The organism is Rhizobium altiplani (assembly GCF_001542405.1).
Lineage (GTDB): Bacteria > Pseudomonadota > Alphaproteobacteria > Rhizobiales > Rhizobiaceae > Rhizobium > Rhizobium altiplani.
Genome location: NZ_LNCD01000148.1, coordinates 74,561 through 90,587, shown reverse-complemented (window position 1 = coordinate 90,587; position 16,027 = coordinate 74,561). Strand labels below are relative to the sequence as shown.

General features: G+C 58.7%; 18 protein-coding genes. 8 read left to right on the top strand and 10 right to left on the bottom strand.

Annotation, left to right across the window (positions count from 1 at the left end; genetic code table 11):
• Positions 1-55: 55 nt before the first annotated feature.
• Positions 56-2,395, top strand: a complete 2,340-nt coding sequence (locus AS026_RS38220; protein WP_062376295.1) for a hypothetical protein — start codon at positions 56-58, stop codon at positions 2,393-2,395.
• 73 nt (positions 2,396-2,468) lie between these two features.
• Here the strand turns inward: AS026_RS38220 and rpoH are convergent, their stop codons facing one another.
• Both rpoH and AS026_RS38210 read right to left on the bottom strand, forming a co-directional pair.
• The gene (gene rpoH / locus AS026_RS38215) at positions 2,469-3,377 is read right to left on the bottom strand and encodes an RNA polymerase sigma factor RpoH (RefSeq protein ID WP_018117284.1); all 909 of its coding nucleotides are present in this window, start codon (positions 3,375-3,377) and stop codon (positions 2,469-2,471) included.
• 160 nt (positions 3,378-3,537) lie between these two features.
• A complete protein-coding gene (locus tag AS026_RS38210; protein WP_062376293.1) occupies positions 3,538-4,572 on the bottom strand; it encodes an RluA family pseudouridine synthase in 1,035 nt (344 codons plus the stop codon).
• 42 nt (positions 4,573-4,614) lie between these two features.
• On the opposite strand from AS026_RS38210, the gene AS026_RS38205 reads away from it, so the two are divergent.
• Positions 4,615-5,001 (top strand): hypothetical protein, encoded by a 387-nt coding sequence (locus AS026_RS38205; protein WP_018117282.1) that lies wholly within the window; start codon positions 4,615-4,617, stop codon positions 4,999-5,001.
• A gap of 4 nt (positions 5,002-5,005) precedes the next feature.
• On the top strand, positions 5,006-5,824 hold the full coding sequence (locus AS026_RS38200; RefSeq protein WP_025660099.1) for a TrmH family RNA methyltransferase: 819 nt from the start codon (positions 5,006-5,008) through the stop codon (positions 5,822-5,824).
• Between the two features lie 2 nt (positions 5,825-5,826).
• Here AS026_RS38200 and AS026_RS38195 read toward each other — a convergent pair whose 3' ends face one another.
• Both AS026_RS38195 and AS026_RS38190 read right to left on the bottom strand, forming a co-directional pair.
• Complete coding sequence (locus AS026_RS38195; RefSeq protein ID WP_062376291.1) at positions 5,827-6,987, bottom strand: coiled-coil domain-containing protein; 1,161 nt, start codon at positions 6,985-6,987, stop codon at positions 5,827-5,829.
• A 119-nt stretch (positions 6,988-7,106) separates the two neighbouring features.
• A complete protein-coding gene (locus tag AS026_RS38190) occupies positions 7,107-7,703 on the bottom strand; it encodes a DUF1134 domain-containing protein (RefSeq protein ID WP_018117279.1) in 597 nt (198 codons plus the stop codon).
• 192 nt (positions 7,704-7,895) lie between these two features.
• On the opposite strand from AS026_RS38190, the gene chpT reads away from it, so the two are divergent.
• Both chpT and AS026_RS38180 read left to right on the top strand, forming a co-directional pair.
• The gene (gene chpT, locus AS026_RS38185; RefSeq protein ID WP_018858208.1) at positions 7,896-8,543 is read left to right on the top strand and encodes a histidine phosphotransferase ChpT; all 648 of its coding nucleotides are present in this window, start codon (positions 7,896-7,898) and stop codon (positions 8,541-8,543) included.
• A gap of 113 nt (positions 8,544-8,656) precedes the next feature.
• A complete protein-coding gene (locus AS026_RS38180; RefSeq protein WP_025660102.1) occupies positions 8,657-9,019 on the top strand; it encodes a response regulator in 363 nt (120 codons plus the stop codon).
• A 115-nt stretch (positions 9,020-9,134) separates the two neighbouring features.
• Here the strand turns inward: AS026_RS38180 and ctrA are convergent, their stop codons facing one another.
• Complete coding sequence (ctrA, locus tag AS026_RS38175) at positions 9,135-9,836, bottom strand: response regulator transcription factor CtrA (RefSeq protein ID WP_003542362.1); 702 nt, start codon at positions 9,834-9,836, stop codon at positions 9,135-9,137.
• Between the two features lie 440 nt (positions 9,837-10,276).
• Here ctrA and AS026_RS38170 point away from each other — a divergent pair, with 440 nt between their 5' ends.
• Positions 10,277-10,627, top strand: a complete 351-nt coding sequence (locus tag AS026_RS38170) for a hypothetical protein (RefSeq protein WP_018117276.1) — start codon at positions 10,277-10,279, stop codon at positions 10,625-10,627.
• Positions 10,628-10,727: 100 nt separating this feature from the next.
• Here the strand turns inward: AS026_RS38170 and AS026_RS38165 are convergent, their stop codons facing one another.
• On the bottom strand, positions 10,728-11,009 hold the full coding sequence (locus AS026_RS38165; RefSeq protein ID WP_018117275.1) for a GNAT family N-acetyltransferase: 282 nt from the start codon (positions 11,007-11,009) through the stop codon (positions 10,728-10,730).
• Positions 11,010-11,328: 319 nt separating this feature from the next.
• On the bottom strand, positions 11,329-11,604 hold the full coding sequence (sciP, locus tag AS026_RS38160) for a CtrA inhibitor SciP (protein ID WP_007533628.1): 276 nt from the start codon (positions 11,602-11,604) through the stop codon (positions 11,329-11,331).
• 398 nt (positions 11,605-12,002) lie between these two features.
• On the opposite strand from sciP, the gene AS026_RS38155 reads away from it, so the two are divergent.
• A complete protein-coding gene (locus AS026_RS38155; RefSeq protein WP_062376288.1) occupies positions 12,003-12,743 on the top strand; it encodes a helix-turn-helix transcriptional regulator in 741 nt (246 codons plus the stop codon).
• A 17-nt stretch (positions 12,744-12,760) separates the two neighbouring features.
• On the opposite strand, the gene AS026_RS43890 is transcribed toward AS026_RS38155, so the two are convergent.
• The 3 genes from AS026_RS43890 to cysQ form a co-directional block, all read right to left on the bottom strand.
• Positions 12,761-13,141: a hypothetical protein gene (locus AS026_RS43890; RefSeq protein WP_245271670.1), complete on the bottom strand. Its 381-nt coding sequence runs from the start codon at positions 13,139-13,141 to the stop codon at positions 12,761-12,763.
• Positions 13,142-13,206: 65 nt separating this feature from the next.
• Entirely contained in the window at positions 13,207-13,797 is a 591-nt protein-coding gene (locus tag AS026_RS43885; protein ID WP_245307756.1) for a DUF2793 domain-containing protein, read from the bottom strand.
• 132 nt (positions 13,798-13,929) lie between these two features.
• Positions 13,930-14,724 (bottom strand): 3'(2'),5'-bisphosphate nucleotidase CysQ, encoded by a 795-nt coding sequence (gene cysQ / locus AS026_RS38145; RefSeq protein WP_025660104.1) that lies wholly within the window; start codon positions 14,722-14,724, stop codon positions 13,930-13,932.
• A 400-nt stretch (positions 14,725-15,124) separates the two neighbouring features.
• Between cysQ and AS026_RS38140 the strand changes: the two genes are divergently transcribed.
• Positions 15,125-16,027 (top strand): branched-chain amino acid ABC transporter permease, encoded by a 903-nt coding sequence (locus AS026_RS38140; RefSeq protein ID WP_018858215.1) that lies wholly within the window; start codon positions 15,125-15,127, stop codon positions 16,025-16,027.

Genomic DNA, 16,027 nt, shown 5'->3' with positions numbered 1-16,027 from the left:
CGGGTCATTATTTGTGCGGTTCGCAGGGCGGACCGCACTCTTAGAGAAAGTACGAATGGCGGATTTTATCGCAGTTATCCGGCGGGCGGTTGACGGCCTGTCTGAAAATACTCCCGAGATGCGGGTGAAAGTCTACGAGCGTGCTCGCGGTGCTGTTCAGCGGCAGCTCGAGAATATGAAGCCGCGCCCACCGGAAGCGATGCTGCAACGGCAGCTTGAAAAACTCGAAGCTGCAATCCGCGAAGTCGAAGCCGAACACGCAGAAGCCGTTCTGGTCGACGATGCAGCGCTAGCCGCAGAGCCTGAGGTTGAGGCAAGCGCCGAAGCGGCCAACGAGCCGAATGCGGCCGTTCCCGAACCGGTTGCCAGCGAAGCTGTGGTCGACGAGCCGGCGCATGAAACGCCGGTTCACGAAGAGCAGATGGTAGCCGAAGAACCTGCGCCTGCCTACGAAGAGCCGGTCGAAGAGCCTGCGCCCTATCAAGAAGAACGTACGCCTCATTATGAGGAGCCTGTCGCTGCCGAGCCGGAACACACCGCGCAGCAGGACGCACATTGGGAGCATGAAGAGCCGCGCGCTCCTGTCGGGGAAGCCGAGCCTGTCGAGCATTGGCAGGCCGCTCATGAAGACGACGTCGCTCGCGAGGAGCAGTACGGTCACGAGGAGTATGTTGGCGCAGTCGAGGAGCCTGTTGTCGAGCCGACCGAGCCGCCCCACGAAGAGCCGGTTCTGCAGCCAATTGCTCGCGACTACGACCTGACCAATCGCCTTGTCGAGCCCGTCTATGGGCTGGATCGTCCGCCGGAAGAATTCGTGGATCGCAGCCAGGAGGAGCCGCTCCAAGCGGATGCCGCTGCGCATTTCGATCCTGTGTGGGCAGAGCCAGTAGAGGAAACGCCTGCACCTCCGGCCAAGGATGCGCAGACGGATTGGGCGCTCGAAGAACTCAGGCAGTTTTCGGAATCTGCGCCGGTTGCTCCGGCCAACGAAGCGGCGCGCGCGTTTGAAGACGTCATCACGGGATTCGACCATACGCCGGGCGGCGTGAAGATGCCTGCCGCGAATGAGGGCTTCTCCTGGGAGGCCGCAGCCTTCGACGATCTGCCACCGATCGAAAACGGCAAGAAAGTTCCGATCAACGCTCATTTCGATGACGGCGATCTCTTCTCCGAAATTCATGGGACGCCGGCAAAAGCTGTACCGGAAACCAATTGGCAGGAGGCAAAGCCGCTTCGCGGATACGACAACCGCGGCGTGGTTGCCGAAGATGATGATGGCATTCCGGCCGCCGATCTCGACAGTGCTGTTGCTGCTAAGTTCCAGGGTAAGAACCTGCGCATGGAGCCGAAGCGCCGTCGCTTCGGCATTGGCTCCATCGTGACGATCCTCATTGCGCTGGGCGTGGTCGGTGGTGGCGGATACGCTGCCTGGATCAATCAGGACGCGCTGTCGTCAATGGTGAAAAACCTCGTCAGCGCTGCTCCCTCGCAGAGCGCGAAGAACGAGCAGACGCCTGCCAAGCCGGATGCGGCGCCCCAGACGAGCGATGCGAAGCCAGCTGAGGCAAATAAGGAAGTTGCGTCCTTGAATGACGGCGCTTCCGTCAACAACAAGTTCAACCAGCGGCTTCTTGCCGATGGCACCGAAGTCGACAACGGTCCGGCCTCCGTTCCGGGAACGCCTACGGCGGAAGGAAAGTCGGTAGCCGAGCAGAACGTTGCTGCAGCGGATCCGACGCCGCCTGCGACCTCGACGACACCTGCCGTCCCGGCTGCCACCGCACCCGCGACGACGCCGCCGGCGGCTGGAGCCACGCAAGCTGCGCCTGTCGGCTCCTCCGAGAAGATGTTCCTGTACGAAGAGCGGATCGGTCAGAGTTCGCCGACCGCCATCCAGGGCTCGGTCGTCTGGAGTCTTCAGCACGAGACAGGCCCGGATGGCAGGCAGGAAGCGACCGTACAGGGGACCGTGACTGTTCCAGAACGCAATCTGTCGGCGCAGCTTACCTTCAAGCGCAATTCCGATGCGTCGCTGCCGGCCAGCCACATCGTCGAGGTGGTTTTCTCGCTGCCGCCGAACTTTGAAGGTGGCGCTATCGAGAGCGTTCAGCGTATCTCGATGAAGCGAACCGAACAGGATCGGGGCGACGCCCTGATTGCCGTTCCGGCAAAGATCACCGACGATTTCCACATGATCGCGCTGAACGACTATCCGGATGCGCGCAAGGCGAACCTCGATCTCCTTTCAAGCCGCGACTGGATCGATATTCCGATCACCTACCGCAATGGTCGCCGCGCGCTTCTGACGATGCAGAAGGGTACGACGGGCGGCGAGGCGTTCAACGCCGCGATCAAGGAATGGGCTGCTTTTGGCGATGTATCGACCAGCCAATAAGCGCCTGTCGAATGGATAAAAGAAAGGGCGGGACCATCGGTCCCGCCCTTTTTGATTTGAAATTGCAACGGCGCTACGCGGTCGCTTCGACCACGCGAACGGCCTTGGCGCGTTCGAGAGCGTCCTTACGGACGGCATCCTGGACCTTTTCGAAGGCGCGGACCTCGATCTGACGAACGCGTTCGCGGCTGATGTCGAATTCGGACGAGAGGTCTTCCAGGGTCACCGGATCTTCCGCGAGGCGACGTGCCTCGAAGATACGGCGCTCGCGGTCGTTCAGAACGCTCATCGCCTTCGCCAGCATGCGGCGGCGCGTGTCGAGCTCATCCTGTTCGATAAGAACCTCTTCCTGGCTGTCATGGTCGTCGACGAGCCAATCCTGCCATTGACCGGATTCGCCTTCCGAGGCCTTGATCGGTGCGTTCAGCGAGGCATCGCCGGAAAGGCGACGGTTCATCGAAACGACCTCCTCCTCGGAGACGTTCAGCTTGGTGGCGATCTCAGCAACGTGTTCCGGCTTCAGGTCGCCATCGTCAATGGCCTGGATACGGCCCTTGAGGCGACGCAGATTGAAGAACAGCCGCTTCTGGTTGGCGGTCGTACCCATCTTCACCAGAGACCACGAACGCAGGATGTATTCCTGGATTGAGGCCTTGATCCACCACATGGCATAGGTGGCAAGACGGAAGCCGCGCTCCGGATCGAACTTCTTGACGGCCTGCATCAGGCCGACATTGCCTTCAGAGACGACTTCGCCGATTGGCAGGCCATAGCCGCGGTAGCCCATTGCGATCTTCGCAACGAGGCGCAGGTGGCTGGTGACGAGTTTGTGTGCCGCTTCGCGATCGCCGTGTTCCGCATAGCGCTTCGCCAGCATGTATTCCTGCTGCGGCTCCAGCATCGGAAATTTGCGGATTTCGTCGAGATAGCGATTGAGACCGTTTTCGCCGGCGGTAATGGACGGCAAGTTATTTCGGGCCATAAAAGCACCCTCCTATCTGAATTCCGGTTCCCAATGGAACGCGCCCCTGCGTCGAAAGGCAAACCGGGACATGCGGCTTTATCCAAGCCCGCACTAAGTCAATGTACAGATAAGTATGGCGGAACAGGGGTTCAAGACCATACACCGCTTCACGAAGGCGTTACTCTCGCTCCGCACGCAGGGCGTCTGCCAACTCTTCCATGTCCTCGGGCAGAGGCACCTCGAAGTGCATGACCTCGCCGGTGCGAGGGTGCTCGAATTGCAGCATGTAGGCGTGGAGCGCCTGTCTTCCGAAGGCATTCACGGTCTTCCTGGCGGCATCCGGAAGCAGGTTTGCCTTTGTTTTGAAACCTGCTCCGTAGACGGTGTCGCCAAGTAGCGGATGGCCGATATGTGCCATGTGGACGCGGATCTGATGGGTGCGGCCGGTTTCGAGATGGCACTCGACCAGCGAGGCTAGCGACGTGGCATCAGGGTTCTCATGGAAGCGTTCGAGCACTTCGTAGTGGGTGATCGCCTCGTCGGCATCCTGCGTCTCGGATCGCTTGACGGCGCGACGCGTGCGGTCGCCGACGGCGCGGCCGAGCGGTGCATCGATCGTTCCAGTCAGCGTGCGAGGGCGGCCCCAGACAATCGCTTGGTAAGCCCGCTCCAGCGGCATGGTCCGCCCATGGTCGGCGAATTGCAGCGAGAGATGGCGATGGGATATGTCGTTCTTGGCGACGACCATGACACCTGTGGTGTCCTTGTCCAGCCTGTGGACGATGCCCGGACGGCGCACACCGCCGATACCGGAAAGACTGTCGCCGCAATGATAGATCAACGCGTTGACGAGCGTGCCCGTCCAATTGCCAGCCGCGGGGTGCACCACGAGACCGGCCGGCTTGGAAATGACGACGAGGTCATCGTCTTCATAAAGAATATCGAGCGGGATATTCTCGCCCTTGGGCGTCGGATCCTCCGGCTCGGGCAGCAGGATCTCGAAGGTGTCCCCTGAACGAACCTTTTTCTGCGGATCGGCGAGGATCTTGCCGCTCACGGAGACCCGGCCCTCCTTGATTAGCGCCTTCACGCGGCTGCGCGAAAACTCCTCGCCGAGCTGTCTGGTCATCCACGCGTCAAGACGGCCTTCGGCGTTCTCGTCGGCGGTGAGGACTTTTCTAATGCCGGCAGCTTGTTTAAAGGGGTCGCTCAAGACGCTTCTTCTCCGAATTATTTAAAGAACGGAACGCCACATATGACGAATATCCAGCCAGAAGACGATCAGGACGAAAAGCCCCTGGATCCGGCGATGGAACGTGTCCGGCGCAAGATGATCCGCCTGCAGATCGTCTCAGGCGTCATCATGTTCGTGAGCCTTATGGCTGTCTTCGGCGCGGTTGTCTACAAAGCGATGCGCGCGCCCGCGAAGGAACCGACAGCCGTAACTTCTGCCGGTGTACCATCCGATGCGCCGGTATCGGTCACTGCAACTTTGCCGTCGGGCTTCGTCATCCAGTCGTCGTCGCTCTCGGGAGGCCAGATCATGTTCTTTGGCGCGACAGCCGATGGAATCAAGAAGTCGCTCATCTTCGATATCAAGTCGGGGCGCATTGTTGCCGATGTGACGGTCAGCGGCGGCTAGGACAATGGCCTCTCGCCTCGTTGCCATCGAGAGCGCGGACGATCCTCGTATCGCTGACTTTCGCGACATCCGCGAGCGCGATCTGACCGGCCGGCAGAACCGCTTCATCGCGGAGGGCACGGTAGTCCTTCGCGTGCTTGTGGAAGCGAGCCACGGCGGTCGCTTTGCGACCGAAAAAGTGCTGCTTCTCAGGAACCGTGTCGACGGCGTCGCTGCAATCCTCGAGAGACTGCCTGATGACGTGCCGGTCTATGTCGCAGAGGCGGACGTCCTAGATCGGATCGTCGGGTTTCATCTCCATCGAGGCGTGTTGGCCCTTGGCAGGCGAGAGGTGGTCGGAACCGAGCTTGTCGACCGATTGCCCGAACGTTCGCTCGTCCTTGTCGGCTGCGGTATTTCCAACCATGACAATGCCGGGTCGATGTTCCGCAATGCGGCCGCCTTCAAGGCGGATGCCATCTTTCTCGATGAGACTTCGTGTGACCCGCTTTATCGCAAGGCGGTACGCGTTTCTGTCGGCTCCGTACTCAGTGTTCCCTATGAGCGGAAGGGCACGGCGCTCGACGTTCTAACACGGCTTGCTGCGAGTGGCTTTGCAATCTGGACGCTCTCGCCGCGCGGGGAGACCGACATTCGAGCCATACCGCCAACCGATCGCATGGCGCTGGTCGTGGGTACGGAAGGCGAGGGGCTGCCGCCTGCACTCCTGGAACGTTTTCAAAGCGCGCGGATCCCGCAGTCGGAGGGATTGGACAGCCTCAATGTGGCGACGGCGACCGGCATCGCCCTTTTTGCCATGTCATCGGCAGCGAAGCTGATCTGAGTTCAGCCCGGTTCGGACAGGATTGTCGCGGCGCGTTGCGCGAGGTTGATACGCTCGCCGTCCTGATTGTCGGTGCCATCCGGCAGAAGGTCGCGGATCGGTGAGGAGGGTCCTTCGTTGATAGCGGTCAATGCAACCATGCTTGCAGCAATGCCGGCGATCTCTTCACGTATCGCACCGTCGTGGCTGGTGTCGGATTTCGCTTTCAGAAGTTGTTCCGAGACGGCGGCGCTGCGCTTGCGCACTTCGTCGCTCAGGCGCGCTGCAATCGCTGCTGTGTCGAGCTCAGTCGGCATTGTTTCCTCGGTTGCCCGCTCCTCTGAAACCGCATCTGCGGCCACGGGCTGAAGTCCAGCGTTGCGCAATGCACGGTTTGCCTTGCGCAGCTCGGCATTCGCCGCCTTTATCTGTTCCTTCAGCTTGGTAATTTCCTGCTGGCGGCGTCCGAGAAGCGTATCCTTGTCGGCCGTTGACGCCGCATCGCGCCCCGCTTTGTCCTCGAGCCGGATGACTGCGTGCTCATGCTGGGCGAGCGCCTGCTCCGCGTCCTTGGCGCGCTTCTGCAGCAGGTTCACGTCCTGGCGAAGATTGTCGCGCTCGATGCGGACTGCGTTCGCCTTGAACGTCAGGCTCTCGATTTCGGTATCGCGCGCTGCGAGATCGATCTTGAGATTGTCGGACTGCTCCGCAAGCTTGTTAAGGCGCGTACGAAGAGCGTCGAGCTCGCCTTCCTTGGCGGCGCTTGCTTGCTCGGCGATGTGGAGGCTCGTCTTAAGCTGGCTGATGTAGTTCTCGTCCTTGCGCAGGTGCGAGCGCTGTTCCGCGGCCTCAACACTCATGTCGCTGATTTGCGCCTGTAGCCCCTCGATCTCGGCGGCAAACCGTCCTGCGTCGAGCGCCAGCGAGTCATGCTTCAGTTGCAGCGCCAGCGACTTTTCGCGCTCGCGCACGAGGTCCTGTGTCGTCTTGGCGTTCTCGGCAGCATAGAGGGCCCGGACCATATCCTTCTGCGCGCGCACTTCCTGTGGGCTGAGTGGCATGGTCGCGCGCATACGGTTTTCCGTATACCAGACGATGCGGCGGTGGACGGCAGGCGACACGAGAAAGACGAGAAACGCTGCCGCCAGGAAGCCCAATCCGAACAAGAGAGCATATTCGATCACGGCGCGGCCACGGCTTCCAGAAGTTGAGTTGCGTCAGGACCAATGATTAAGCGGACCTGACGCGTAGAGCAAGTGGCGGATAGGTCACGGCGAGCGAGAGTTCGCTGCGCCGATGGCAATCAGAAGGGATTCCAGGTCGGATTAGGGGTGACCTTGAGGTAGCCGACATTCAATCCGAGGCGAGCACCGACGCCTGTGCGGATCGGCACCACCAGTACGTTGTCGTTCTTGAGAAGCGTCATGCCGAAGCCGGCGATAACGAAGGCTTGACCACTGACGCCACCGAAGCGCGCGTAGATGGCGTCGGTCGAGGGCAGGTCGTAGACGAGCATCATGACGCGCGTGCCCTGACCGCCATAGTCGATCCCGAGCGACGGACCCTGCCAGTAGAGCGGATGCTCACCGGCATTCTTTGTATTCAACTGGCCTTCGCCGTAGGTGAGACCGGCGATGAAAGCTCCGGAACCTTCCTGGCCGAGGACATAGCCGTTGGGAAGGCCGTATTTCTGAAAGGCGGCTTCGATCACCTTGGCCAGCCCGCCACTGGTCGAGCCGAAGAACGAGTGCCCAGCGTCGACGATTTCCTGCATCGAATACTGGCCGCCGTTAGACTGCTGCGCCGATGCCTGCATTGGGACAAGCGCGAGGGGCGAAAATGTCAGCGCAACGAGAAGCCGCCAGATGGCGGAGAGTCTTCCGAAAAAATGGGCGCGCATGGTGTTATCCGTTCATCATGGTCGGTACGATGAGCCGTTTCCGGCGTTTCGTTCATTTTGCGCGTATGGTCTTAACAATCGGTTTACCAAATATGGTGTCATTATGGCGCTGAGTACGGCCGCAAACTTCGCGCAATTTAAATGACGCAAAAGAGGCGGCGGAATGAACCTGCCGCCCTCCTGGAGACTATGATGTCGAAGAATCCAAACCTCACCCTTGCTGGCCCCGACCTGGCCGCGCTTCTGTGCAGCCGCGTCTGCCATGACGTCATCTCGCCGGTTGGCGCAATCAACAATGGTCTGGAGCTTCTGGACGAGGGCGGCGCCGATGCCGACGCGATGGATCTTATCAGGACAAGCGCGCTCAACGCCTCTGTCCGTCTGAAGTTCGCCCGGCTTGCCTTCGGGGCCTCGGGATCGGTCGGGGCTTCGATCGATACCGGCGAAGCCGAACGTGCGGCGAAGGATTTTGCTGCCGCGGAGAAGAAGACCGAGGTTGTCTGGACTGGTCCGCGCGCGATTATCGCCAAGAACCGCGTCAAGTTGCTGCTCAATCTCTTCCTGGTAGCCTATTCGTCAATTCCACGTGGCGGTGTCATCGAAGTCACGCTTGAGAACCCCGAACTGGACGCAAAATTCAAGATTGTTGCGAAGGGCAAGCTGATGCGCCTGCCGCCGAAATTCGTGGAGATCTCTACGGGGGAAATCGAGGAAGCCATCGACGCCCACTCGATCCAGCCCTACTACACCGTGCTGCTTGCCGATGAATGCGGTATGGCGCTCGGGCATAGCGCGACCGCCGAAGAACTGACGTTTACCGCTGACGTTATCGCAGCTTGATGCAGGGACCTCGACGGCGACCCGACCGTCGAGGTAATAAATCCTTAGCCTAATGTTTCTATTCTTGGCCGGTAACACGCCAGCCGCATTAGAAGCTGGGGCAAGGAGCAGCCATGCAGAGGTTTATGATCGCCGACTCATCTGACGTCGTTCGGAAGGTGGGGAAGCGCATCCTTTCCGAACTCGACTTCATGGTCAGCGAAGCCTCCAACGTTGTCGAAGCTCTCTCCAGTTGCCAGGTGGAACTTCCAGAATACCTGATCGTCGATTCTGGCATGGACAGCGCGCTCGAGTTGATTTCGGCGATCCGCGGCATGGAAGGCGGCAAGGACGTCAAAATCTACTATTGCGTGGTTGAGGCCGACCTCAAGAAGCTGATGATGGGCAAGCGGGCAGGGGCGACGGATTTCCTCCTCAAACCTTTCGATCGCAAGATTCTGACGGCCGTATTCGGCCACCGCGCTATCGCAGCATAATTGCGACTGCCCGCCAACGATCGAAGCCGCCACGGGCGGCTTTTTCTATGTCACAACGAAAAAATCCCGCCACAGAGGACGGGATTTTCTCAGTCTTGGCAAAGGGGCTGACGTATCAGGCGGTCTCGGCGTACTCGGCGCCGTCCGGCTCGCGCAGAACATAGCCGCGGCCCCAGACGGTTTCGATGTAGTTTGCGCCACCGGCAGCATTTGCGAGCTTCTTGCGCAGTTTGCAGATGAAGACGTCGATGATCTTCAGTTCCGGCTCGTCCATGCCGCCATAGAGATGGTTCAGGAACATTTCCTTGGTGAGCGTGGTGCCCTTGCGGAGCGAAAGAAGCTCCAGCATCTGGTATTCCTTGCCCGTCAGGTGCACGCGCTGGCCACCAACTTCGACCGTCTTGGCGTCGAGGTTGACGATCAGTTCGCCAGTCATGATGACCGACTGGGCATGACCCTTGGAACGACGAACGATTGCGTGGATGCGCGCAACCAGTTCGTCCTTGTGGAACGGCTTGGTCATGTAGTCGTCGGCGCCAAAGCCGAGACCGCGAACCTTGTCCTCGATACCGGCCATGCCCGAGAGAATCAGGATGGGTGTCTTGACCTTGGACAGGCGGAGAGTGCGGAGCACTTCATATCCGGACATGTCGGGAAGGTTCAAATCGAGAAGGATGATGTCGTAATCATACAACTTCCCTAGGTCCACGCCTTCTTCACCCAGATCGGTGGTGTAGACGTTAAAACTTTCTGATTTGAGCATCAATTCGATGCTCTGCGCTGTCGCGCTGTCGTCTTCAATGAGTAGTACCCGCATTATTATCCCCTTTACCGCCGCCGAAAGGTGGTCTGGCCCCTACGCGATACCGAATACATCATTGCGTGATTTGGAAGCTGCCACGAAATGGTTAACAAATTCTGATTCACTCTGGCAAGAGGTAACGAATTTATTAAATATTTTGTCCATTCCGCTGTTTTCCAACGAGAATTCGCAAAGCCAGATCTTAACTTTTACATTAAGAACGGCCGGTAAGCGATTCATTCGACTCACCAATGAAACAGTATCGGAAATCGCGTAGTTGTGTTTACCGACCCTTAAATCATCGGGACTATCATTAACGATGCCCGTAAACGAAAGGTTACCAGCGGTAGGTTTTTGTTAATACCGACGGAAATTTTTTCGGCAGGCCGCGTCAAAGCGGCCGGCAAGGGCGATTTAAAGTGGAGCAGGGGTCTCGCATCACTGGAGTAATGCGTATGAAGTCGCGTGAGAGCCTAGTTCGCCTGAAGGAGTTTCAGGTGAACGAAAAACGTCGCCAACTGCAGCAATTGCAGATGATGATGTCCGAATTTGATAGGATGACGAAGGATCTGGAGAGCCAGATCGTCGTCGAGGAAAAGAAGTCCGGCATTTCCGACCCGAATCACTTCGCCTATCCGACCTTCGCAAAGGCAGCTCGCCAGCGCGCGGACAATCTTCAGGTCTCGATCAAGGAACTGAAGATGCAGGAAGAGGCGCTTGAACAGGCGCTCGAAGAGATACAGGCGGAATATGCACGTGCAGCCGCGCTCGAAGAGCGCGACGGCGCAGTCCGGGCAAGAGCCTAAGGCGGGAAACGGGTGCTGTTGGCACCTTGGGATCGCCTCGAAAAAAGCCATGCATGATGGGCCGTCGCGTCCGTCATACATGGCTTTTGGCGTTATTGGGCTAACCGTTAATGACGTCGCGCCACTCCTCGTGGCGTTGCGCTTGCGCTTTGAAGAAGGGACATAACGGGAAGATCTTCCATCCCCCTTTGCGTGCCTCCTCGACGGCATGAAGAGCAAGTGCCTGGCCAACGCCCTTGCCGCGCAGCGCATCGGGTACGCCGGTGTGGTCAATAATGACAAGCGCCGGCGATGCGCGGGAATAGGTCATTTCGGCCTGATGGCCCTCGACCTCTGCAACGTAGCGGCCGCCGGAGGGATTCTCTTCATTCCTGATGTTCATTGCCATTCCTCGTCAACATTCAGCTGTCGGTCGGAAATTGGCATGTCATCCCGGCCGCGCCAAGGCGGGCGATGTGGATACAGTGTTCGATGAGAAGAGGCGGGGACAATTGCTGCCGGTACGAGGCCGGCAGCAATTCCGGCTCACCGACCGATTTTCCTGCCGAGTGGTCTATGGAGCAGGGAACTCGTGGTGAGGCTTGTCGCAGCATAAAAGCAGGGCGTCTGCAGGCTGCGTTAATGATTGCGGGCCGTTTGTATATCCCCCTCAGGACATGCAAGCGGCCCGAATCTAAAAATCGTTGCCCAGGATGGGCTTGTCAGTGGCGATACTGCTGAATACGCGTGGTGCGCAAACCGGCAAGGCCATGGCTGTTAATGGAAGACTGCCAGGACAAGAACTCTTCGACAGTCAGCGTGTAACGCTCGCACGCTTCTTCCAAGCTCAACAGGCCACCGCGAACCGCCGCTACAACCTCTGCTTTGCGACGGATAACCCAGCGCCTGGTATTCGGCGGTGGCAAATCCGCAATCGTCAGCGGGCTGCCATCGGGGCCGATGACATATTTTACTCGGGGACGTATCATTTCGGTCATTGGACTCTCTACACAACTCAAGACCACGGCCGTCACTCTAGCTTGTCACATTTAAGAATTGCCTAAGCGCATAGTAACACTTTGATAAGAAGTTTAGGCGTCGACTTCCTGGAAGCGATTTGCGCGCCCTCGTAGCCTTCCCCTGCGTAAATTTGTGATGAGCGCATAGGAGCCATGCGCAATGGCTAGTGGGCAATTGACGAACGTCAATTTATAAGCGCCGCAACATAGTTGTTAGTGCAAGACCGCGTCTCCGTTCTTTTCGTGGTGCCCGGAATAACTAAGGTTTGCTTCGTGTCCTTTTGATACGTGCCTTTGCTTTTCCTTTGCGGCGCGTGGCCATTCTGGTCGACGAAATGAAGAAGCTGAGGCGAAGCTAGCCGCCGAGGGACAGGAAAATGAAGAAGCAAGAACGCGCCGTCCGCGACGGCGTGGGGGATGCTGTTTTTTCGCGGATCGCGTCCGGGCAGAAAATGTCCTCGGAACGATTCAACGATTGCGTGGCTGAGATGGCAGTCGAGGCGGGATTCAACCACTACTTGTTTGCGGAGTTTCCGCGCGGGGATCGCAGCGGCTTCGCCAGCAACTATCTCGCTAGCAACTGGCCGCAAGAGCTCATTGATCTCTATGAGGAGGTTGACCTCTTCTATTGCAGCAAGCTGGTCTCGGCTCTCAAGACGACAGCGATGCCTGTCTTCTGTGACAAGGCGCCATTCGAAAGCGCGGCTGCAAACCAGGGAAACGACCGGCTGACGGCGCACTTCAGGGGCCATGGCCTCAAGGACACATTTGCCTTTGCCTTGCATGACATGCATTTGCGGCACTTCATATTCGCATTCTCGGGTGAGCGCGTGCGTCTCGCTCGCGAGGAGGCAATGCGGCAGGTTTTCCGGGCGATGGAGTTTCTGGAGCTGTTTGCGCAGCAGAACCCTGTTGAGCAACCGATGGAGAACCTCAGCAGCCGGGAAATCGAGTGCCTGCGTTGGTCGGCCGCGGGAAAGAGCAGTGAAGAGATCGCGATTATTCTCGATCTCTCCGCACATACGGTCATCGGCTACCTGAAGAGCGCGATGCGAAAGCTCGACTCTGTTAACCGCATGCAGGCAATCGCCCGCGCACTTCGCTATCGGTTGCTCTAGGCGTTTATCGAACCGATCTAGAGCATTATTGCCGAAAGCTCGGTCTCTGCGGCTCCAAACTCATATTGTGCGCTTCCGTGATGCAGGAGCGCCAGCCAGTCTCCCTCGTTCAATGCGGCCACGGTGCAGGCAATATCGCGTACTGCGCTGGTCGACGCGGAACCGACGAGAGAGGCGAGTTCCGTCGTACCATTTACATCGATCGCAGTTTCGTGCCCGGAGGAGGAGAGGGTGCTTGCTGTCAATTGCAGGAGATAAAAGCCGGTCTCCGGGATAAGCAAGCGATTGCCAGCGCCTGTGGGCAGAGCCGAGCCAAGAGAAAAGCCGCCCTGCAGCAGATGGAAGTCGCTGAAGCCGGTTCGGCTGCCGTCTGCAGGCGTGGATGTTCCCGCGGCCAAGGACGTTCGGGCAGCAGGTCTCGCTGGGGTTCTCACCGTGCCTCGGGACGAAATTGTCAGAGCGGTCAGCCAATCGGCGCCATTGCCGCTGACCTTGATCGAAAAGTCGTCGTTGCCGCGAGGCCAATTTCCGCCCGGCCGGACCATGCTGTCTGAAAAAGCAGGGTTCCCGTCTCCGCGACGGCGGCTTTGTTCGCCTTCAACTGGTGCCCGTGGCCTGCATGGCCGAAGAGGCTCGCGTCCGAGGCCACTGCGAGGCGATTGACGGCGTCCGGCGACGTGTTGACGCCGATTATAGGAAGAGCACTGCGATCATCGAGCGATATCGCGCGCCACGCGCCGCTGCTGAAAACACGAAGTTGGCCCTGGGCGGCGACGAAGCCACGCCAGCCCGTCCTGGGTTGGATATAGATCCAGACGCCATTCTGGCGGAGCGCCAGCATGCCGTCCTTTCCGGACCACGAACCACCGGCTCCCTCAGCGACAAGATAGCACTGTCCCTCAGACGCGTCTGAGGCCGGAGCGGAGGATACTTCGACGATGCAGAGTTGGACAATGGCATCGAGACGCTGCAGCGCCTCGTTATGGGTCCCATGCTTCTGCGCTTGGGAGGGCAGGATGTAGGGGAGGGCGAGATTGTTGGTCTGGTCAGACACGGTTTTGCGGCTCCGGGATTGGCCGGACGGGCGCCCGGCGTGGTGTCATTCACCGAGAATCCTAGGCGCCACAAATGAGACGTGGACAGCGAAAGCCGCATCCCGCTGATTTTGCGTGTTTTTCCGACGAGGTTATGCCCGCTCCAAAGCGGATCTGGCGCCGCCCCAGGAAATGAAGTTCGGGTTGGCGAAGTCGCTGTCATGCATTTGAGACGTCTTGCCGTAGGTCAGCGGCAACCCGTCCAGCGTTACGGTGGAGCCGCCCGCAGCGCGCAGCACGGCATCCCCGGCGGCTGTATCCCACTCCATTGTCCGCGTGAAGCGCGGATAAACGTCGGCCAGGCCTTCAGCCAGCATGCAGAATTTCAGCGAGGAGCCAATGTTGGTGCAGTGGGAGATCGCGTTTGCGGCGAGAAAAACATCTGTCTGGGGGCTGTTGTGGGATCTGCTTGCCAAAGCCGTCCGGTCGGCCGGTTGCGGACGCACCCGGATGGGCGTCCGCCGTGTCACCTGAAAACGGTCGTCGACAAGGAGTTTCTCGGCCTTGCTGTCCTCGCCAGCGAAGGCGACGCCGAGGGCGGGGGCATAAACGATCCCTGCGAGAGGGCGTCCCTCGCTGATATAGGCAATGTTCACGGTGAACTCGCGTCGTCGGTCGACGAATTCCCGTGTGCCGTCGAGCGGATCCACAAGGAAGAAGGATCTGCCGATCGCAGGCACGTTTCCTGCTGCCACTGATTCTTCCGCGATAATCGGCGTATCGGGGAACGCGGCTTCAAGCTGTGCAATGATGATGCGCTCGGCACGCTCGTCGGCGATGGTGACCGGGCTGTTGTCTGCTTTCCTGGCGGTCGGGCATCCCTCCCGATAGACCTTCATAATCGCTTTGCCCGCTTCGAGAGCGGCGCGCTCAAATGTTTCGAGCATTGCTCGCCTTCCGGATCTTTTTGTTGCGCTCACCTGCAGCGTTTCACCTTTATATAAGCAATTCCCTCGGCCAAGTGAAACTTGCCAAATTCAAGCGACAGTTTCTGGGACAGAATGCAGCCTGCCCGTGCCGCGGCATTGTCCGAAAGCGGGATGGTGTTGCAGTTTGCACCATTCTAAAGTCAAAAAGCGCTTTCTGGGGCTTCACATGTTAAAAAAAGCGAATTGTTAGTCGCAAAAAAGTCATTTTCACCAAAACGGCAAAGAACTTTGGAGCTTTGCGATTTTGCGCTTCCCTTTTGGTTTGAAAGCGGTATGAAATCCTTAATCAAGGGCGCATCAAAAGCTCTAATAACAAGAGATGTTGGCTAAACCGGCTTGCATCCAGGGGAAATGGTATATGGAATATTTTGTCCAGCAGCTCGTTAATGGGCTGACTCTTGGATCCATCTATGGCCTTGTGGCTATTGGCTATACGATGGTTTACGGCATTATCGGCATGATCAACTTCGCCCATGGCGATATTTTCATGCTTGGCGGTTTCGCCGGCCTCATCGTTTTTCTCGTCCTCACCTCCATGTTTGCGGGTCTTCCGGTTGCAGTTTTGCTGCTGGTTATGCTCCTGATCGCAATGTTGATGACGAGCTTGTGGAACTGGACGATCGAGCGTGTTGCTTATCGTCCGCTACGCGGATCGTTCCGCCTGGCGCCGCTGATCACTGCGATCGGCATGTCGATCACGCTGTCGAACTTCATCCAGGTGACCCAGGGGCCGCGCAACAAGCCGATCCCGCCGCTGGTCAGCACTGTATACAACGTCGCCGGCATCTCCATCTCGCTGAAGCAGATCGTCATCATCCTTATCACGGTGGTGCTGCTGACGGTGTTCTGGTACCTCGTCAATCATACGTCGCTCGGGCGCGCTCAGCGTGCAACTGAGCAGGACCGCAAGATGGCGGCGCTGCTGGGCGTCAATGTCGATCAGACGATTTCCATCACCTTCATCATGGGCGCGGCGCTGGCTGCGGTCGCAGGTACCATGTATCTGATGTATTATGGTGTCGTGAACTTCAACGACGGCTTCGTACCGGGTGTGAAGGCGTTCACCGCGGCCGTTCTCGGCGGTATCGGTTCGCTTCCAGGCGCTGTCCTGGGTGGGCTGATGATCGGTTTGATCGAGTCGTTGTGGTCGGCCTACTTCACCATCGCGTACAAGGATGTGGCGACATTCGCCATCCTCGCTTTCGTGCTGATCTTCAAGCCGACAGGTATCCTGGGCCGGCCGGAAGTCGAGAAGGTTTAA

Coding starts and splice junctions, on each gene's coding strand:
- AS026_RS38220 (WP_062376295.1), top strand. CDS start 56: ATGGCGGATTTTATCGCAGTTATCCGGCGGGCGGTTGACGGCCTGTCT.
- rpoH (WP_018117284.1), bottom strand. CDS start 3,377: ATGGCCCGAAATAACTTGCCGTCCATTACCGCCGGCGAAAACGGTCTC.
- AS026_RS38205 (WP_018117282.1), top strand. CDS start 4,615: ATGACGAATATCCAGCCAGAAGACGATCAGGACGAAAAGCCCCTGGAT.
- AS026_RS38200 (WP_025660099.1), top strand. CDS start 5,006: ATGGCCTCTCGCCTCGTTGCCATCGAGAGCGCGGACGATCCTCGTATC.
- AS026_RS38190 (WP_018117279.1), bottom strand. CDS start 7,703: ATGCGCGCCCATTTTTTCGGAAGACTCTCCGCCATCTGGCGGCTTCTC.
- chpT (WP_018858208.1), top strand. CDS start 7,896: ATGTCGAAGAATCCAAACCTCACCCTTGCTGGCCCCGACCTGGCCGCG.
- AS026_RS38180 (WP_025660102.1), top strand. CDS start 8,657: ATGCAGAGGTTTATGATCGCCGACTCATCTGACGTCGTTCGGAAGGTG.
- ctrA (WP_003542362.1), bottom strand. CDS start 9,836: ATGCGGGTACTACTCATTGAAGACGACAGCGCGACAGCGCAGAGCATC.
- AS026_RS38170 (WP_018117276.1), top strand. CDS start 10,277: ATGAAGTCGCGTGAGAGCCTAGTTCGCCTGAAGGAGTTTCAGGTGAAC.
- AS026_RS38165 (WP_018117275.1), bottom strand. CDS start 11,009: ATGAACATCAGGAATGAAGAGAATCCCTCCGGCGGCCGCTACGTTGCA.
- sciP (WP_007533628.1), bottom strand. CDS start 11,604: ATGACCGAAATGATACGTCCCCGAGTAAAATATGTCATCGGCCCCGAT.
- AS026_RS38155 (WP_062376288.1), top strand. CDS start 12,003: ATGAAGAAGCAAGAACGCGCCGTCCGCGACGGCGTGGGGGATGCTGTT.
- cysQ (WP_025660104.1), bottom strand. CDS start 14,724: ATGCTCGAAACATTTGAGCGCGCCGCTCTCGAAGCGGGCAAAGCGATT.
- AS026_RS38140 (WP_018858215.1), top strand. CDS start 15,125: ATGGAATATTTTGTCCAGCAGCTCGTTAATGGGCTGACTCTTGGATCC.